Annotated in this window: 15 protein-coding genes and 1 pseudogene; 11 read left to right on the forward strand and 5 right to left on the reverse strand. The window is 64.7% G+C overall.

Features of this window, described 5'->3' with window-relative positions; translation table 11 throughout:
• Complete coding sequence (locus OJJ21_RS01830; protein WP_297682672.1) at positions 1-891, forward strand: AEC family transporter; 891 nt, start codon at positions 1-3, stop codon at positions 889-891.
• On the opposite strand, the gene OJJ21_RS01835 is transcribed toward OJJ21_RS01830, so the two are convergent.
• Both OJJ21_RS01835 and OJJ21_RS01840 read right to left on the reverse strand, forming a co-directional pair.
• Entirely contained in the window at positions 845-1,195 is a 351-nt protein-coding gene (locus tag OJJ21_RS01835; protein WP_297682673.1) for a ribbon-helix-helix domain-containing protein, read from the reverse strand. The two genes, OJJ21_RS01830 and OJJ21_RS01835, sit on opposite strands and share 47 nt — an antisense overlap.
• A 141-nt stretch (positions 1,196-1,336) precedes the next feature.
• Entirely contained in the window at positions 1,337-1,609 is a 273-nt protein-coding gene (locus OJJ21_RS01840; protein WP_297682674.1) for a BolA family protein, read from the reverse strand.
• A 105-nt stretch (positions 1,610-1,714) separates the two neighbouring features.
• On the opposite strand from OJJ21_RS01840, the gene OJJ21_RS01845 reads away from it, so the two are divergent.
• From OJJ21_RS01845 to cobT, 3 genes are read left to right on the forward strand one after another with little or no spacing between them, the layout of a single operon-like run.
• Positions 1,715-2,326, forward strand: coding sequence for a DnaJ domain-containing protein (locus tag OJJ21_RS01845; protein WP_297682675.1), 612 nt, complete (start codon positions 1,715-1,717; stop codon positions 2,324-2,326).
• A 53-nt stretch (positions 2,327-2,379) separates the two neighbouring features.
• Positions 2,380-3,381, forward strand: a complete 1,002-nt coding sequence (gene cobS, locus OJJ21_RS01850) for a cobaltochelatase subunit CobS (protein ID WP_297682676.1) — start codon at positions 2,380-2,382, stop codon at positions 3,379-3,381.
• A 42-nt stretch (positions 3,382-3,423) separates the two neighbouring features.
• A complete protein-coding gene (gene cobT / locus OJJ21_RS01855; protein WP_297682677.1) occupies positions 3,424-5,316 on the forward strand; it encodes a cobaltochelatase subunit CobT in 1,893 nt (630 codons plus the stop codon).
• Between the two features lie 9 nt (positions 5,317-5,325).
• Here the strand turns inward: cobT and OJJ21_RS01860 are convergent, their stop codons facing one another.
• Entirely contained in the window at positions 5,326-10,599 is a 5,274-nt protein-coding gene (locus tag OJJ21_RS01860) for a PAS-domain containing protein (protein WP_297682678.1), read from the reverse strand.
• Positions 10,600-10,662: 63 nt separating this feature from the next.
• Between OJJ21_RS01860 and OJJ21_RS01865 the strand changes: the two genes are divergently transcribed.
• A complete protein-coding gene (locus tag OJJ21_RS01865) occupies positions 10,663-11,634 on the forward strand; it encodes an esterase-like activity of phytase family protein (protein WP_297682679.1) in 972 nt (323 codons plus the stop codon).
• A 95-nt stretch (positions 11,635-11,729) separates the two neighbouring features.
• Here the strand turns inward: OJJ21_RS01865 and rpmB are convergent, their stop codons facing one another.
• Complete coding sequence (gene rpmB, locus OJJ21_RS01870) at positions 11,730-12,023, reverse strand: 50S ribosomal protein L28 (protein WP_297682680.1); 294 nt, start codon at positions 12,021-12,023, stop codon at positions 11,730-11,732.
• A 316-nt stretch (positions 12,024-12,339) separates the two neighbouring features.
• On the opposite strand from rpmB, the gene rpmH reads away from it, so the two are divergent.
• Genes rpmH through argB form a run of 6 tightly spaced genes read left to right on the forward strand, consistent with a single transcriptional unit; the run spans position 12,340 to position 16,626 of the window.
• Positions 12,340-12,474 carry a 50S ribosomal protein L34 gene (rpmH, locus tag OJJ21_RS01875; protein WP_297682681.1) on the forward strand — a complete coding sequence of 45 codons (135 nt, stop codon included), beginning with the start codon at positions 12,340-12,342 and terminating at the stop codon, positions 12,472-12,474.
• Positions 12,475-12,485: 11 nt separating this feature from the next.
• On the forward strand, positions 12,486-12,875 hold the full coding sequence (rnpA, locus tag OJJ21_RS01880) for a ribonuclease P protein component (RefSeq protein WP_297682682.1): 390 nt from the start codon (positions 12,486-12,488) through the stop codon (positions 12,873-12,875).
• On the forward strand, positions 12,872-13,159 hold the full coding sequence (gene yidD, locus OJJ21_RS01885; protein WP_297682683.1) for a membrane protein insertion efficiency factor YidD: 288 nt from the start codon (positions 12,872-12,874) through the stop codon (positions 13,157-13,159). Before rnpA ends, yidD begins: the two co-directional genes overlap by 4 nt.
• A complete protein-coding gene (yidC, locus tag OJJ21_RS01890; protein WP_297682684.1) occupies positions 13,159-15,000 on the forward strand; it encodes a membrane protein insertase YidC in 1,842 nt (613 codons plus the stop codon). The genes yidD and yidC overlap by 1 nt, the downstream gene beginning before the upstream one ends.
• A 7-nt stretch (positions 15,001-15,007) precedes the next feature.
• Positions 15,008-15,658 (forward strand): ribosome biogenesis GTP-binding protein YihA/YsxC, encoded by a 651-nt coding sequence (gene yihA, locus OJJ21_RS01895; RefSeq protein ID WP_297682685.1) that lies wholly within the window; start codon positions 15,008-15,010, stop codon positions 15,656-15,658.
• A 53-nt stretch (positions 15,659-15,711) separates the two neighbouring features.
• The gene (gene argB / locus OJJ21_RS01900; RefSeq protein WP_297682686.1) at positions 15,712-16,626 is read left to right on the forward strand and encodes an acetylglutamate kinase; all 915 of its coding nucleotides are present in this window, start codon (positions 15,712-15,714) and stop codon (positions 16,624-16,626) included.
• A 60-nt stretch (positions 16,627-16,686) separates the two neighbouring features.
• On the opposite strand, the pseudogene OJJ21_RS01905 reads toward argB, so the two are convergent.
• Positions 16,687-16,913: pseudogene (locus tag OJJ21_RS01905) on the reverse strand (hypothetical protein); the annotation flags it as partial.

Genomic DNA, 16,913 nt, shown 5'->3' on the forward strand with positions numbered 1-16,913 from the left:
GTGTCCGTCGCACTCTTTGCGGAAATCTTTTCGGTCATCGCGCCGCTGGTGGTGCTGGCCGGCGCCGGCTGGCTGTGGGCGGCGCGCGGCAAGCCGTTCCAGATCGAGCAGATCAGCCTGCTGGTGACCAATTTCGGCACGCCATGCCTGGTCATCCATGCGCTGCTGGCCGCCGAAATCGATCATGCGATGATCGGCACCATGGCGTTTGCCACGGTGGCGGCGATAGTGACCTTCATGGCAATCAATGCCGCTGTGCTGCGCGCGATGAAGCTTTCGGTGCGCGACTATGTCTCCGGCCTGACTTTTCCCAATGCCGGCAATGCCGGGCTGTCGCTCAGCCTGTTCGCCTATGGCCAGCCCGGCCTGGCGCTCGGCATCATCTTTTTCGCCGTCAGTTCGCTGGGCAATTTCACGCTCGGTCAGTCGATCCTGGCCGGTCGCGGCAATCTCGGCACCGTGCTGCGTTCGCCGATGATCTGGGCCGTGCTGGTCGGCGTGGCCGGCAATCTGGCCGAATTGCATCCGCCGCTCTGGGTGATGCGCAGCCTGCAGACGGCCGGCGGCATCGCCATTCCGCTCATGCTGTTCACGCTCGGCGTTTCGCTGGCGACGCTGAAGGTCAACGATCTGCGGCGCGGCCTGCTGCTGTCGGCCCTGCGCCTGCTGGCGGGGCTGGCGGCCGGTTTCGGCCTGAGCTGGCTGCTCGATCTGGAGGGTATTGCGCGCGGCGTCTTCATCATCCAGTGCGCGATGCCGGTGGCGGTGGTGAATTATATCTTCGCCGTGCGCTACAACCGCGACCCGCAGACGATGGCCAGCCTGGTGGTGATTTCCACCCTGCTCAGTTTCGCGACTCTTCCCGCTCTGCTGGCCCTGGTGCTGCGCTGAGCCCGGCGGCCATCAGGCCATTGCCAAGCATCGCTACGCCGATGCCCGACCGCGTCACGAAATAGGCCAGGATGGCGCTGCGCACCCGCGAGGTCAGGGTTTTTTCCCGCCGCGTCGGGTCGCGATCCACCTGCATGGCGAAATGATGCCGGTCGACGCCCTCGGCGGTGCAGATCGCGTCCAGCGCCGCCCATTCCAGACGTTCCAGGCGGATGCTGGTGCGGCCGCGCCCGAGCCGCAGATTTCGCGTGATCAGGCTGGAGCCATGTGCGGTTGTGTGCTGGGAGCGGCGTGTCGTCGGCATACCGCAACCTATAATGGATACTTTTCGGATTCTCAAATGAAAAGGTTGTACTATCGGTAGAAATTCCACTGGTGAAGTTGCAGCATAGAATCAACTGCTCGGTGGGAAGATGATCTGCCGGCCCCTTAACTCGCCCGGCCCTTATTCGCCCGGGGCCTGGGCCGTGATCGCCAGGGCATGCACCCCGTCGGCCAGTTCCTGGGCCAGAATCTGGTAGATCAGCCGCTGGCGCTGGACCCGGGGCATGCCATGGAAGCGCTCGGCCACCACGGTGAGGCGGAAATGGGTTTCCTGCGCGGCCAGCCCCTGCATGCCGGCATGACCGGCATGGTGGGCGGATTCATCCACCAGCTCGAGCCGGGCAGGGTTCAGCGCCTCGGTCAGCTTGGCACGAATGCGGGCGGCGACGGACATGACGAAAACTCCTCGGCGGCTCAAGAAAATTGCAGCGCTGCAACAGGGTAGGGCAGGGCCTCTGGCCTTGCCAGTGCTGCCCCCGCGACCCATACTTTCACGGTCATGTCCCGCGCACGCGCCCAGCAGAAATTCTTCCTCGGAGTTGAGGCCGAAGCCGCCTTCGGACGGCACGGGCTGCGCCGCTGCGACCATCCCGAATGTACGGCAGAAGGCCGCTTTCCGGCGCCGAAAAGCCGCGAGTCGCGCGATGGCCGCTGGCTGTTCTGCCTCGATCATGTGCGGCAATACAATGCCGGCTGGGACTTTTTCCGCGGCATGACGGATGCCGATATCGAGAAATACCAGCGCGAAGATGCACTGGGCCATCGCCCGACCTGGAAGATCGGCACCAAGCCGCAGGAGGAAGACCCCAAGGTCTGGGTCAAGGACGACCTGGGCATCCTGGCCGATGTCGGGATCCGCATGGGCGAAGCGCGGCGCAAAAGCCCGGCCGAACTGCGCCTGCCGCCACGCGAGCGCGACGCCCTGCAGGCACTCGGTTTCGATCTGGCCGCACTGACCTTGCCCTTAGGGAAAGGTGTGCTGAAAAAGCAATATAAAACAATGGTGAAGCGGTATCATCCAGATGCCAATGGCGGCGATCGCGACGCTGAGGAGCGGCTGAAAAGCATCACCCAAGCCTATGCCTATCTGCAATCGCGCGGCTATACTTGAGCCCCTGATCTCCCCACGGCGTAATAAAAAGCCCAAAAGATCCGAGAGTGACGATGACGGCCCTTCAGACCAAGCCTGTTTCCCAGCCGGCCAATGACATGCCGGATATTACCATTTCCGTGCGCGACGTGTTCGGGATCGACAGCGACATGAAGGTGCCTGCCTTCAGTCAGGCGGGCGAACATGTGCCCGACCTCGACCCGACCTACCGTTTCGACCGCGAGACCACGCTCGCCATCCTGGCCGGCTTTGCCTACAACCGCCGCGTCATGGTGCAGGGCTATCACGGCACCGGCAAATCGACCCATATCGAGCAGGTCGCCGCCCGGCTGAACTGGCCCTGCGTGCGCGTCAACCTCGACAGCCATATCAGCCGCATCGATCTGGTCGGCAAGGACGCCATCGTGCTGCGCGACGGCAAGCAGGTCACCGAATTCCGCGAAGGCATCCTGCCCTGGGCGCTGCAGTCGCCGGTGGCGCTGGTATTCGACGAATACGATGCCGGCCGCCCGGACGTGATGTTCGTGATCCAGCGCGTGCTGGAAGTGGAAGGCAAGCTCACGCTGCTCGACCAGAACCGCGTGATCCGCCCGCACAAGGCCTTCCGCCTGTTCTCGACCGCCAACACGGTCGGCCTCGGCGACACCACGGGCCTCTATCACGGCACGCAGCAGATCAACCAGGGCCAGATGGACCGCTGGAGCATTGTCTGCACGCTGAACTACCTGCCGGCCGATGACGAGGTCGCCATCGTGCTGGCCAAGTCGCCGAGCTACACCGGCGACAAGGGCAAGAAGACGATCCAGAACATGGTCGCGGTGGCCGAACTGACCCGCGCCGGTTTCATCAACGGCGATATCTCCACCGTGATGAGCCCGCGCACCGTCATCACCTGGGCCGAGAATGCGCGCATCTTCGGCAGCGTCGGCTTCGCCTTCCGTCTCACCTTCCTCAACAAATGCGACGAGCTGGAGCGCCCGCTGGTGGCTGAATATTACCAGCGCTGCTTCGGTGAGGAATTGCCGGAAACCGCAGCCAAGGCCGACCTGGCGTAACGCCGGGGCGACCAGAAAGCATTCCCGGGAGCATCGCTGGCGATGGCCAACAAGCCGGAAAGCCCGACCGAGCCGTTCAAGCGCGCACTGACCGCGGCGACGCGGGCGATTTCGCGCGACCAGGATCTGCAGGTCAGCTTCGGGCCGGAGACGCCCGGCCTGCGCGGCAAGCGTGCCCGGCTGCCGGTACCCGGCCGCGATCTGCCTGCTGCCGAGGTGGCCCAGATCCGCGGCCTGGCCGATTCGATGGCATTGCGGCTGCGCCATCATGACGACAGCCTGCATTCCCGCCTGCTGCCGCAGGGCGGCACGGCGCGCGCGGTGTTCGATGCCGTCGAACAGGCGCGGGTGGAGGCGATCGGTGCCACCCGCATGGCCGGCGTGGCGCAGAATCTCAATGCCGCGCTGGACGAACGCTGTCGCTCCAAGGGCTATGCCAAGGTCAAGGACCGCTCCGAGGCACCGCTCGCCGATGTGCTCGGCCTGATCGCGCGCGAACGGCTGACCGGCGAAAAGATACCGGCCCAGGCGCAGAAGATGGTGGCGCTGTGGCGTGACTGGGTCGAGGAAAAGGCCGGGGCCGACCTCGATGGCATGCTGGCCAACCTGAACGACCAGCGCGCCTTCGCCAGGGTCACGCGCAAGCTGATCAAGGATCTCGACCTCGCCGACGAAGAAAACGGCGACATGGACGACGAGGACGAAGGCGAGGACCAGGACAGCCAGGGCCAGCAGCCGCAGAGCCAGTCGGACGGTTCCGAATCCGAACAGGGCGATGCCGCCTCCAGCGGCATGGACCAGGCCGAAGCTGCCGATGCCTCCGGCGGCGAGTCGGTGGAGATGGATGCCGAAGCCGGCATGGAAGAGCAGGTCGCCGGCTCCGGCGAAGAAGCCGGCAAGGGCCGGCGTCCGCCAGCCTCCGACATGATGGGCCATAATCGCGAAGCGACCTACAAGGCCTATACCAAGCAGTTCGATGAAGTGATCGGTGCCGACGATCTGTGCGATGCCGAGGAACTGGCGCGGCTGCGCCATCATCTCGACCAGCAGCTCAACCACCTGCAGTCGGTGGTGGGCAAGCTGGCCAACCGGTTGCAGCGCCGCCTGATGGCCAAGCAGTCGCGCTCATGGCATTTCGATCTCGAGGAAGGCATGCTCGATGCGGCGCGGCTCGCCCGCGTCGTCGCCAATCCGACCCTGCCGCTGTCCTACAAGCAGGAAAGCGATACCGATTTCCGCGACACTGTCGTGTCGCTGCTGATCGACAATTCAGGTTCCATGCGTGGCCGCCCGATCACCGTGGCGGCGATGTGCGCCGATATCCTGGCCCGCACGCTGGAGCGTTGCGCCGTGAAGGTCGAGATCCTCGGCTTCACCACGCGCGCCTGGAAGGGCGGCCAGAGCCGCGAGAAATGGCTGTCCGACAACAAGCCGGCCCAGCCCGGCCGTCTGAACGACCTGCGCCATATCGTCTACAAGGGCGCCGACGCGCCCTGGCGCCGGGCGCGGCGCAATCTTGGCCTGATGCTGCGCGAGGGCCTGCTGAAGGAAAATATCGACGGCGAGGCGCTGCTCTGGGCGCATGACCGCCTGCTGGCACGCACCGAACAGCGCCGCATCCTGATGGTGATCTCCGACGGCGCGCCGGTCGACGATTCCACCCTGTCTGTAAATCCAGGTAATTACTTGGACAGACACCTGCGCGAGACCATCGACTGGATCGAAAAGCGCTCGCCGGTCGAGCTCACCGCCATCGGCATCGGCCACGATGTCACGCGCTACTACAAACGCGCCGTCACCATCGTCGACGCCGAGCAGCTGGGCGGTGTGATGATGGAGAGGCTGGCCGATCTGTTCGACGAGACGCCGGAACAGGGCAAGGGCCAGGGCAGACGCCCGGGCCAGCAGCGCAAGGCGGGCGGTCGCGCAGCCTGAGCCGCCCGTTCAGCTCAGCTTTTTCAGTGAGGCCAGCAGGTTGCCCAGGCCGGTCTTGGCTTTCTCGTCCAGCGGCACCGGTACCGGCTTGACCACTTCACCATCCGGACCGGGCAGGTCGTTGCGGCCCATGGCGCGGTTCATCGCGGCCACCAGCATCGGCAGGGCGATCGGTTTGGCGACATAGTCGTCCATGCCGGCGGCGATATAGCGCTCGCGGTCGCCTTCCATCGCATTGGCGGTCAGCGCGATGATGGGGATATTGGCCGTGGCATGCGGCAGTTTGCGGATCGTGTTGGTGGCGGTCAGGCCATCCATTTCCGGCATCTGCATATCCATCAGCACCAGGTCGTAGGGCGCTTTCTGCACCTGCTCGCAGGCCTCGATGCCGTTGATCACGACATCGACCTGATGGCCGAGCTGGCGCAGCATCAGGCCGATCACCATCTGGTTCACCTGGTTGTCTTCAGCGACCAGAATCCGCAGGCTGCGCAGCGTTGCCGGGCCGTCGGTCGGCGTCGGCGCCTCGGTCTGCACCGGCTGGCCTTCGGCCAGCGGCAGTTCGAACCAGAAGGTGCTGCCCTGGCCTTCCGTGCTTTCGACGCCGATCCGGCCGCCCATCAGCTCCGCCAGCTGTTTGGAAATCGCCAGGCCCAGGCCGGTGCCGCCGAAGCGGCGCGCGATCGAGCTGTCGGCCTGGCTGAAGCGGCCGAACAGCCGTTCGATCTTATCCGATGCGATGCCGATGCCGGTATCGCGCACCTTGACCGACAGGATATGCCGGCCATCGGGCATTTTCGTGCTGTCGACCAGGATGCGAACCTCGCCACGGTCGGTGAATTTGATCGCGTTGCCAGTCAGGTTGAACAGGATCTGGCGCAGCCGTCCGGGATCGCCCTTGAGGTAGCGCGGCGTTTCGGGCGCAATCTGGCTCGACATCCGCAGGCCTTTCATCACGGCGCGCGGATTCATCATCGAAATGGCGCTCTCCACCAGATGCGCCAGGTCGAAATCGATGGTTTCCAGATCGATGCGGCCGGCTTCCAGCTTCGAGAAATCGAGGATGTCGTTGATCAGGGTCAGCAGATGCTCGGCGGAATCGCGCGCCGTGGTGACCAGCTTGTACTGGTGCTTCGACAGTTCGGTATTCTGTAGCAGGCCGATAGTGCCCAGCACGCCGTTCATCGGCGTGCGGATTTCATGGCTCATCATGGCAAGGAATTCCGATTTTGCGCGGCTGGCATCCTCGGCGCGTTCCTTTTCCTCGGCGTAACGATCGGCCAGTTCGCGCATCCGGAAGGACTGCTGCTCGACCTGGCGCTTGGCCGCTTCCAGATCGGCGATATTGCGCTGCAGGATGCCCTGCTGTTCCTTCAGCGCCGTGATGTCGGTGCGGATGCCCACCACGCCGCCGTCCGAAGTGCGCCGCTCGGTGTTGCGGACCCAGCGGCCGCTGGCCAGGCGGGTTTCGGTGCTGCCGCTGCCGCGGCGGAACAACGCGGCGCGTTCAGCCAGCCATTCCTCCAGGAATTCCGGGTCCATGCCGACCATGTCGCGCTGAATGCCGGCCTTCAGGATTTCGGTGAACCGCGTGCCGGGCACCAGAAGGTCCTCGATCTCGCGATAGAACTCGCGATAGCGCGAATTGCACAGGACCAGCCGCTCGTCCTTGTCGTAAAGCACGAAGCCATCGGAGATGCTTTCGATGGCGTCATACATCTGGCGCTCGGCCTGCTTGACGGCAGTGATGTCGGTGCCGGTACCGACGATGCCGCCATCGGCGGTGCGCTGCTCACGCACCAGCAGCCAGCGGCCATCCTTCAACTTGCGCTCATGCGCATCATTGGAAGTGCGATGCTGCTCCATGCGACGCTGGACCCAGGCCTCCGGATCCATGTCGCCGGTCTGGAATACACCGCGCGCCACGCCAATGCGCGTGATTTCCTCGAAGGTGATGCCGGGCTGGATGATATCGGCCAGGTCGCCGAAATGATCGCGGATGCGCTGGTTGAACAGCACGACCCGATCGTCCTTGTCGTAAAGAATGAAACCTTCGTTCACCGAGTCGATGGCGTCATACAGGCGGCGTTCGGCCTGCTTGACGGCAGTGATGTCGGTGCCGATGCCGACGATGCCGCCGTCGGCGGTATGCTGTTCATGCACCAGCAGCCAGCGGCCGTCCTGCAGCTGCCGCTCGATCGGCATGCCGGGATTGCGGTGCTGCTGAACGCGCTCGGCGATCCAGGCCTCGGTTTCCATGCCGTGCAGGTTGAGGGCGCCACCCGCGATCGCGGCGCGCAGCAGTTCCTCGAAACGCATGCCCGGCTTGAGAATGCCGGCAATACTGGGGTTGTGGTCGATGAACTGTGCGTTGTACATCACCACGCAATCATCGGGGTCGTAGAGGATAAAGCCGTCACTGATCGACTGGATGGCATCGTGCAGTCGCTGCTCGGCGCGTTTCAGGTCGCTGATGTCGTTGAAGACGGTGATCACGCCGCCATCGACCGTGCGGCGGCGCTGCATACGCAGCCAGACGCCGGGGAAAGGCTGCGCATCGACCGGCTTGCCGGTTGGCGTGTTGAATTCGCGCGTCAGGGATTCGATATACTGTTCAAGGTCGAGGCTGCTGTCGTATTCGGCCTGCCGCATCGCGGTGATGCGCATGATCTCGCTGAAATGCGTGCCCGGACGCACCACCTTCGGATCGTGCCGGGTCATTTCGTAATAGCGGTGATTGGCCATCGCCAGATGGCCGTCCTTGTCGTAGAGGATGAAGCCTTCGGTCAGCGTTTCGATGGCATCGCGCAGGCGCTGTTCGGCCAGCTTCAGGTCGGTGATGTCGCTGGCGACCAGGATCACGCCGCCATCAGCGGTGCGGTGGCGCAGATTGCGCAGCCAGCGGCCGGGCAGAAACTCTCCGTCCAACGGACGGCCCGACGGATTGTAATAGTCGGCACGGGCGGCGGTGATATAGCCCTGGTGATCGAAGTTGGCCCAGGACTGCCGGCGGCGGGCGGCGGCCAGATCGACCACCTCGTCGATGGTCGCGCCGGGCGACAGCGAATCCGGCGGCAGATCGAAGACATCGTAATAGCGCCGGTTCGCCATCACCATGCGCCGGTCCGGCCCGAACAGGATGAAGGCCTCCGACAGGGCCTCGATGGCATCGCGCAGGCGCTGCTCGGCCTGTTTCAGATCGGTGATGTCGCTGACCACCGAAATCGTACTGCCGTCGGCGGTGCGATGGCGCACGCTGCGCAGCCATTGCCCGGGCAGGAATTCGCGATCGATCGGCCGGCCGGTCGGACTGCGATGCTCGGCGCGCAGCATTGCGGCATAGCCGTCATGCTCGCTTTCCGGCCACGCCTCCTGCCGGCGTTTGATCAGGATATCGATGATCTCGTCATGGCTGACGCCGGGCTTGACCTCGGCGGGGTCGTGGCCGGTCAGTTCGTAAAGTTTGCGGTTGGCCAGTCGCAGGCGGTTGTCGGGGCCATAGAGCACGAAGCCGTCCGACAGGCTTTCGATGGCATCGCGCAGGCGCTGCTCGGCCTGCTTGAGATCTGAAATATTGGATATGATGGCAATCACATCGCCATCCAGCGTGCGATGCCGCACGGTGCGCAGCCAGTAACCCGGCCGCGCCTGGATATCGAATGGCTGGCCGGACGGATTGTCGAAGTCGGCCTTCAGTTCCGCGACATAGGCTTCGGCTTCGGCCTCGCGGCCCATCGCGCGCCCGGTCGCGACGACGCTGGCCATGATGTCGTCGTTATGCACGCCCGGTCGCACCAGGCCGATATCATGGCCGGTCAACTGGTAATAACGCTGGTTCACCTTGAGCAGGTGGCCATCGCGGCTGAACAGGGCAAAGCCTTCGGCCAGGGCCTCGATGGCATCGTTCAGACGCTGCTCGGCCTGCTTGTGCGCCGTGATGTCGGTGATGATATCGACCGCGCCGCCTTCCTGGGTCGGATTGACGGTGAAGCGCAGCCAGCGGCCGTCGGCGGTACGCCGTTCGAACTGGTAGCCGCGTTTCTCCTCGAACAGCATGCGGTGGCGATGGGCGATGCGGCGGGCGCGCCGCTCCGCCGAGGGCGGCGGCCCGAAATCGTCTTCCAGGGCCATCATCACATCGGCGAACGGCGTCGGTTCGCGGCCGGCGAAGCGTTCCAGCGCCGGCAGCATGGCGGCGGTCTGCTGGTTGAAGCGCACCAGCCGATCCTGTTCGTCGTAGAGCAGGAAGCCGTCCGACAGGCTGCCGATCGCATCGGACAGGCGTTGCTCGGCGAAGCGCCGGCGCAGCATCTGCCGCTGCAGCACCACCAGGAAAGCGACGCCGGCCGTTACAGCGACGATCAGCGCGATGATGCTGAACAGCAGATTCTGCGTCCAGTTTGCCAGCAGGCCGGCGCGCGACAGGCCGACGCCCACCACCAGCGGATAACCCGGCACGCGATTGATCGCGAGATAACGCGCCACGCCGTCGAGGCCGCCGGAGGTGAGCAGTTCGCTGCGCGCCCTGTCGCTGTGCGGCGGTTTGAACATCGCCAGATTCGCGGCCGAGCTGCCGATATCGGGGCCGGTTTCCGGAACGCGGGCAATGCGGGTGCCGGAGGCGTGGTACAGGGTCAGCGAGTTGTCTTCGCCGATGGTGACGTCGCGGTAGAAATGCAGGAAATAGTCGGGATCGACGGCGGCCAGCACAATGCCGCCGAAACTGCCATCGGCCTTGTTGATACGGCGGCTGACGCTGATCGCCCAGAGTCCGTTGATGCGGCTCTGCACCGGCTCGCCGATGAACAGCCCCTCATGCGGGCGCTCGGCATGAATGCGGAAATATTCGCGGTCGGCCCCGTTGAACGGGCGGGGCGTCACCGCCGCGCTGTCGACGATCGAGTTGCCGGCCGCATCGAGCACGAGATAGGCGCGCACCTGCGGCAGCTCGGCCAGCCGGGCATTCATGCGTTCGCGCAGCGCCGACAGGCTGCCCACCGGACTGGTGCCGGCCATGCCGCTCATGGTTTCGGCGTAATTCAGCAGGAAGATGTCGACGGCGCTGAAGCTGCGGCTGGCATGCTCTTCCAGCAGGTTGGCAACCGAGCGCGCGGTCGCCTGGCCGGTCTCGATTTCGTCATTATACTGGCGGTACAATTGCAGGCCGAGCACGGCACCGAGCAGGGCCAGCAGCATGATGACAAACAGCACCGGCGCGCGCATCACGGCACCGGACGGCTGTTCCGAAATATCCGTCTCGCCTGCAATCCTGCCGGCCATCATTACCGCCCGATCCTCAGCACATGGGAAGCATACCGAATGACTGTCGCGAGCCAAGCTAAACATTTGATTAGCTTTGCCCTGTTGGTCCTGGCCGGCCTGTTCGGCCCCTGGGACGGCGGGGACGTGCGGGCCGATCCGATCGTCCTGCGCAGCGCCGTCCTGGAGCTTGATCCCGGCGATCCCGGACAGCTCCGGCTCGGCCGGCTCGACTATCTGGGCGGCCTCATCATCGCCAGCGAGCAGGCCGGGTTCGGCGGCTATTCCGGCATCGCGGTGGATGCCGATGGCGCCGGCCTGTGGGCGATCGCCGATACCGGGCACTGGCTGCGGCTGGATTTCCAGCGCGACCCGGCCGGCCCGCCGGCCGGCATTGCCGCGGCGCAGATGCTGCCGCTGCGCGATGCCAGTGGTGAAGCGATCACCCGCAAGGTGCTGAGCGATGCCGAAAGCCTGCGTCATCTGGCTGACGGGCGCTGGCTGGTTTCCTTCGAGCGCGCGCATCGCCTGTGGTTCTATGACGCGCCGGGCGGTGTTGCGACCGGTGCCCTGACGGTGCCGCCGGCCGTGACGCAGCAGCCCGGCAATGGCGGCATCGAGGGGGTGGCGGCCCTGCCCGACGGCGACCTGCTGCTGTTCAGCGAGGACATGCCGGCTGTGAGCGGCGAGGGCAGCGCGGTCTGGCTGTGGCGCACTGGCGCCTGGCGGGATCTCGCCTGGCCGGCCCGCGACGATTTCAAGCCCACCGATGCCGTGGCGCTCGACAATGGCGACGTGATCGTGCTTGAGCGCTATTTCACGCCGCTGGTGGGTCCCAAGGCACGGCTGCAGCGGATTCCGGCCGCGGCCTTAAACACCGGGGGGCTGCTGCAGCCTGAATTGCTGGCGGAATGGGCGCGGCCGCTCTCGGTCGACAATATGGAAGCGCTGGATGCGCGCCGCCTGCCTGATGGCAGCCTGTGGCTTTATGTGATGTCGGACGACAACCAGAATCCGTTGCAGCGGACGTTGCTGATGGTGTTCCGGCTGGCCCCGTGATCGTAAACAGTCGCAGCGCAAAAACGAAAACGCCCGCCAGGCGAACCCGGCGGGCGTTTTGCGAAACGCTTTAACGAAAGATCAGGCGGCGCGGATCACGCAGCCTTGGCGGCCAGGGCCTTCTTGATCTTGCGCTTCAGGACGCGGGCCGGGCTCGACAGAAGCTCGTCCTTGGTCTTGATCAGCCAGTTGTCGATGCCGCCATTATGCTCCACCGAGCGCAGGCCATGCGAGGACACGCGCAATGTCACGTCGCGACCCAGCGCTTCGCTGATCAGCGAAACCACATGCAGGTTGGGCAGAAAGCGACGCCGGGTCTTGTTGTTGGCGTGGCTGACGTTGTTGCCGCTCTGAACGCCCTTGCCGGTCACTTCGCAACGACGAGCCATGATGAACCTCTAACTTTCCAGTGTTGTCGTAAATTTGGTGGCCGGTTATAGGGACTGGGCCCCCGTGCGTCAACCCGGTCGTCAGCCGGCAAAAGCCGGGGCCGCCGCAATCCGGCATCGTAGCGGGTGCAAAGGCACCCCAGCGCCGGAAAACCGCGCTGAATCCGGGACAAATCCCGCGTTGACTCTGCCCATGCGACCCCGTATACAGCGGGACCGATTTTCCGGGGGCCTCTGCAGGCCCCCGGCCTGTTTTGTTTAACCTTCTTTTTCGCGGTTTTCCAGGAAAAGAAGGCAAGTCAGACGGAGAGCCGCTGTGAAACGTACATTCCAACCGAGCAATCTGGTGCGCAAGCGCCGCCATGGCTTCCGCGCCCGTATGGCGACCGTCGGCGGCCGCAAGGTCATTGCCGCCCGGCGCGCCCAGGGCCGTAAGAAGCTCTCGGCCTAAGTTTACCCGCGATGGCGTCGGGCGGTGTCGAGCGACTCCGCCGCCGCGCGGATTATCTCCGGGTGCAGGCGGCCGAGCGGCGCATAGCGCTGCCGGGACTGCTGCTGCAGGCCGCGCCCGGCGAGGTCGGCTGTTGCCGGGTCGGCTTCACCGCCTCGCGCAAGGTGGGTAACGCGGTCACCCGCAATCGTGCCCGCCGCCGCCTCAAGGCGCTGGCCAGCGAAATCCTGCCCGGGCATGCGATATCCGGCCATGATTTCGTCCTGGTGGCGCGCCAGGGCACCCCGCTGCGGGACTATGCCGCCCTGCGCCGCGATCTCGAAGCTGCATTGAAAAAGCTCAAACTGTGGCAGGCGCCTGCCGAGGCGCCATCGGGTGCGTCCGCATCGGGTGCGGCATGACGCCGCTGGTCCGTCTGCTCAGCCTGCCGATCCAGGCCTACCGCCTCGTGCTCTCGCCCTGGATCGGGCATAACTGCCGCTACCAGCCGACCTGCTCCTGCTATGCGCTGGAGGCGCTGGAGACGCATGGTGCGGCGCGCGGCGGCTATCTCGCCGTGCGACGTCTGGCACGGTGCAATCCCTTCGGCGGCAGCGGCTACGACCCGGTTCCGCCAGGTATTACCAATCCAGGCATTACCAAGTCTGCCACCACCACTTCATCTGTACAGCAAGGCTCAGTCTGATGTCCGACCAGAAGAATCTCATCATCGCGATCGTGGTCTCGGTGGCGATCATGCTCGGTTTCCAGTTCTTCGTCGAAAAGCCGAAGCAGGACCAACTGCGCGAACAGCAGGCTGCCCAGCAGGCGCAGTCGGCTGCCCCGGGTGCGATTCCGGGTGCGACTCCGGGTGCGGGCGGCAGCGCGGTGCCGGATGCCAGTGGCCTGCCGGCGCTGCCCAGCCTGGCGCAGCAGATGGCCGATCAGGCGGCGACGCGCGACAAGGCGCTGGCCGAGAGCCCGCGGGTGAAGATCGAAGGCAAGCGGCTGGTCGGCTCGCTCAATCTGGTCGGTGGCCGCATCGACGATGTGGTGCTGCCGGAATACCGCGAAACCATCAAGCCCGATTCCAACCCGATCCACCTGCTGTCGCCGACCGGCGGCCCGTCGCCCTTCTATGCCGAATTCGGCTGGACCGCGTCCGGCGCCACGGTTGCCACGCCGACGGCGCAGACCCGCTGGACCGCCGACCGGGATGTGCTCAGGCCCGGCCAGCCGGTCACGCTCAGCTGGGATAACGGCCAGGGCCTGGTCTTCAGCCGCAGGATCGAGATCGACGACAACTATCTCTTCACCGTTACCCAGACGGTGGAGAACAAGACCGACAAGGCGCTGACGCTGTTCCCCTATGCGCTGGTCTCGCGTCATGGCACGCCGCACACAGATGGCCTCTACATCCTGCATGAGGGTCCGGTCGGCGTGTTCCGCGAAAAGGCCGCCGATGGCGGCACGCTGAAGGAGCTGAGCTACAAGGATTTGTCCGACGACAAGGCGCGCGAATTCGATTCGGTCGGCGGCTGGATCGGCTTCACCGACAAATACTGGCAGACCGTTCTGGTGCCCGGCGTCGACCAGGCCGTGAAGGCCCGCTTCACCCATGCCAAGCCGGCCAACGGTGGCGACCGCTATCAGGCCGATTATCTCGGCGGCGGCCAGCAGCTCGAAGCCGGCAAGACGGTGAGCAGCACCTCGCTGCTGTTTGCCGGCGCCAAGGAAGTCAAGCTGATCGATCGCTACGAAGAGCAGCACAAGATCGCCAAGTTCGAACTCTCTATCGACTGGGGCTGGTTCCACTTCCTGACCAAGCCGATGTTCTACAGCATCGACTATCTGAAGGGCGTGCTGGGCAATATCGGTCTCGCCATGCTGGCGGTCACCGTGATCGTCAAGCTGCTGTTCTTCCCGCTCGCCTACAAATCCTATGTGGCGATGAGCGCGATGAAGAAGCTGCAGCCCGAGATGCAGAAGCTGCGCGAGCGCTATGGCGAAGACCGCGCCAAGATGCAGACCGAGCTGATGCAGCTCTACAAGAAGGAAAAGGTCAATCCGGCTGCCGGCTGTCTGCCGATCCTGTTGCAGATTCCGGTCTTCTTCGCCCTCTACAAGGTGCTCTACATCGCCATCGAGATGCGTCATGCGCCCTTCTACGGCTGGATTCACGACCTTTCGGCGCCGGACCCGACCTCGTGGCTGAACGGCTTCGGTTTCCTGCCCTGGGATGTGCCGCATCTCGGTCCGCTGCACATCATCTCGATCGGCGTCTGGCCGATCATCATGGGCGTCTCGATGTTCCTGCAGATGAAGATGAATCCGCAGCCGCCGGATCCGGTGCAGCAGAAGATCTTCGCGCTGATGCCCGTGGTGTTCACCTTCATGCTGGGCAGCTTCGCCGCCGGCCTGGTGATCTACTGGAGCTGGAACAACACGCTCTCCATCCTGCAGCAATATGTGATCATGAAGCGCATGGGCGTGAAGATCGGCGGCGGGGCCGAAAAGCCCGAACCCGCCGCGAAGCCGAAGAAGTAATGTGATCATGGCCGAACTGCCGGCCGTAGATGAAAGCTTTACCCCGGCCGCGCTGGAGCGCGGCCGGCTGCTGTTTGCCGGTCCGTGCGATTTCTTCGCCGGCGCCATGACGGTGCCACAGCTGCCGCCGGCGCGCGGGCCGGAAGTCGCCTTTGCCGGCCGCTCCAACGTGGGCAAATCCTCGCTGGTCAATGCGCTCTGCGGCCGCAAGGCGCTGGCCCGCACCTCCAATACCCCGGGCCGCACCCAGCAGCTCAATTTCTTCGATCTCGGCGGTGTGCTCAGCCTCGTCGACCTGCCGGGCTACGGTTATTCCTCGGTCGGCAAGGCCAAGGCGGCGGCCTGGACCGAGACCACGCGCGCCTACCTGAAGGGCCGGGTCGAGCTGAAGCGGGTCTGCCTGCTGGTCGACAGCCGCCATGGCCTGAAGGCCGGCGACGAGGACATCATGACGCTGCTGGATAAATCGGCAGTGATTTACCAGGTGGTGCTGACCAAGGCCGACAAGACCGGGTCGCAGGAACTGGCCGCGATCAAGGCTGCCACGGCGGAGACGCTGAAACGTCATGTGGCCGCCCATCCGATCATCCGCATCACCTCCAGCGAAACCGGTGCCGGGATTCCAGAATTGCGGGCCGAGCTTGCGGCACTGACCTGACGCGCCGTATAACCGCTGAACCCATTTCATAAGAAACGCCGAGACGCAAAGCCATGAAGACCACCGGCCCGCAACCGCTGGAAACGCATCTGCAGCAGACCGCCAAGGTCCTGTCGGAGGCGCTGCCCTATATGCGCCGCTTTGCCGGCCAGACCATGGTGATCAAATACGGCGGCCATGCCATGGGCGACGAGGCGCTGGCGATGCAGTTCGCCCGCGACGTCGTGCTGATCAAGCAGGTCGGCATCAACCCGATCGTGGTGCATGGCGGCGGCCCGCAGATCGGCGCGATGCTGGAGCGGCTGAAGATCAAGAGCGAATTCGTCGACGGTCTGCGCGTCACCGATCAGGCCACGGTCGAGATCGTCGAGATGGTGCTGGCCGGTTCGATCAACAAGCAGATCGTCACCGCCATCAACGCGGCCGGCGGCACGGGCATCGGTATCTCGGGCAAGGACGGTCGCCTGATCGAGGCGCGTAAACTGCGCCGCAGCGTGCGCGATCCTGGTTCGAACATCGAGAAGCTGCTCGATCTTGGCTTCGTCGGTGAACCGACACGCATCAATCCGGAGATCCTGCGCAGCCTGCAGAATTCCAACCTGATCCCGGTGGTGGCACCGATCGGCGTCGGCGAGAACGGCGAGACCTACAATATCAACGCCGATACCTCGGCCGGCGCCGTGGCAGCCGCCATGGGTGCCACCAAGCTGCTGATGCTCACCGACGTGGCCGGCGTGCTGAACAAGGACAAGAAGCTGATCCCCTCGCTCACCGCGAAAGACGCGCTGGTGCTGATGGGCGATGGCACGATTTCCGGCGGCATGATCCCCAAGGTGGAAACCTGCCTCGATGCCGTGCGCGGCGGCGTGGCCGCGGCGCATATCCTGGACGGCCGCATCCCGCATGTGCTGCTGCTCGAACTGTTCACGGCGCATGGCGTCGGCACGATGATCGAACGCACGCCGTAAGGTTCGCCTGTCGAGTTGAAACGCCGCCGGCCCGGGATCAAATCCTGGCCGGCGGCTTTTTTATGCCCGTGCGGGGCGCCGATTGACCAGCAGGATGCCGGCAACGATCACCGCAACGGCGAGCCAGACCAGCAGCCCGTAGCGTTCGCCGAACACGAAAGTGCCGACCGCCAGGCTGGTCGCGGTCATCACATAGCCGATCTGGCTCAGGTAAACCGGCCCGGCCACGCGCTGCAGTTCGAAATAGGGAATGAAGATGAGGCAGGCGAAAAATCCGGCGGCGGCCA

The organism is Ferrovibrio sp., assembly GCF_025869515.1.
In the GTDB taxonomy this organism is placed as follows: Bacteria; Pseudomonadota; Alphaproteobacteria; order Ferrovibrionales; family Ferrovibrionaceae; genus Ferrovibrio.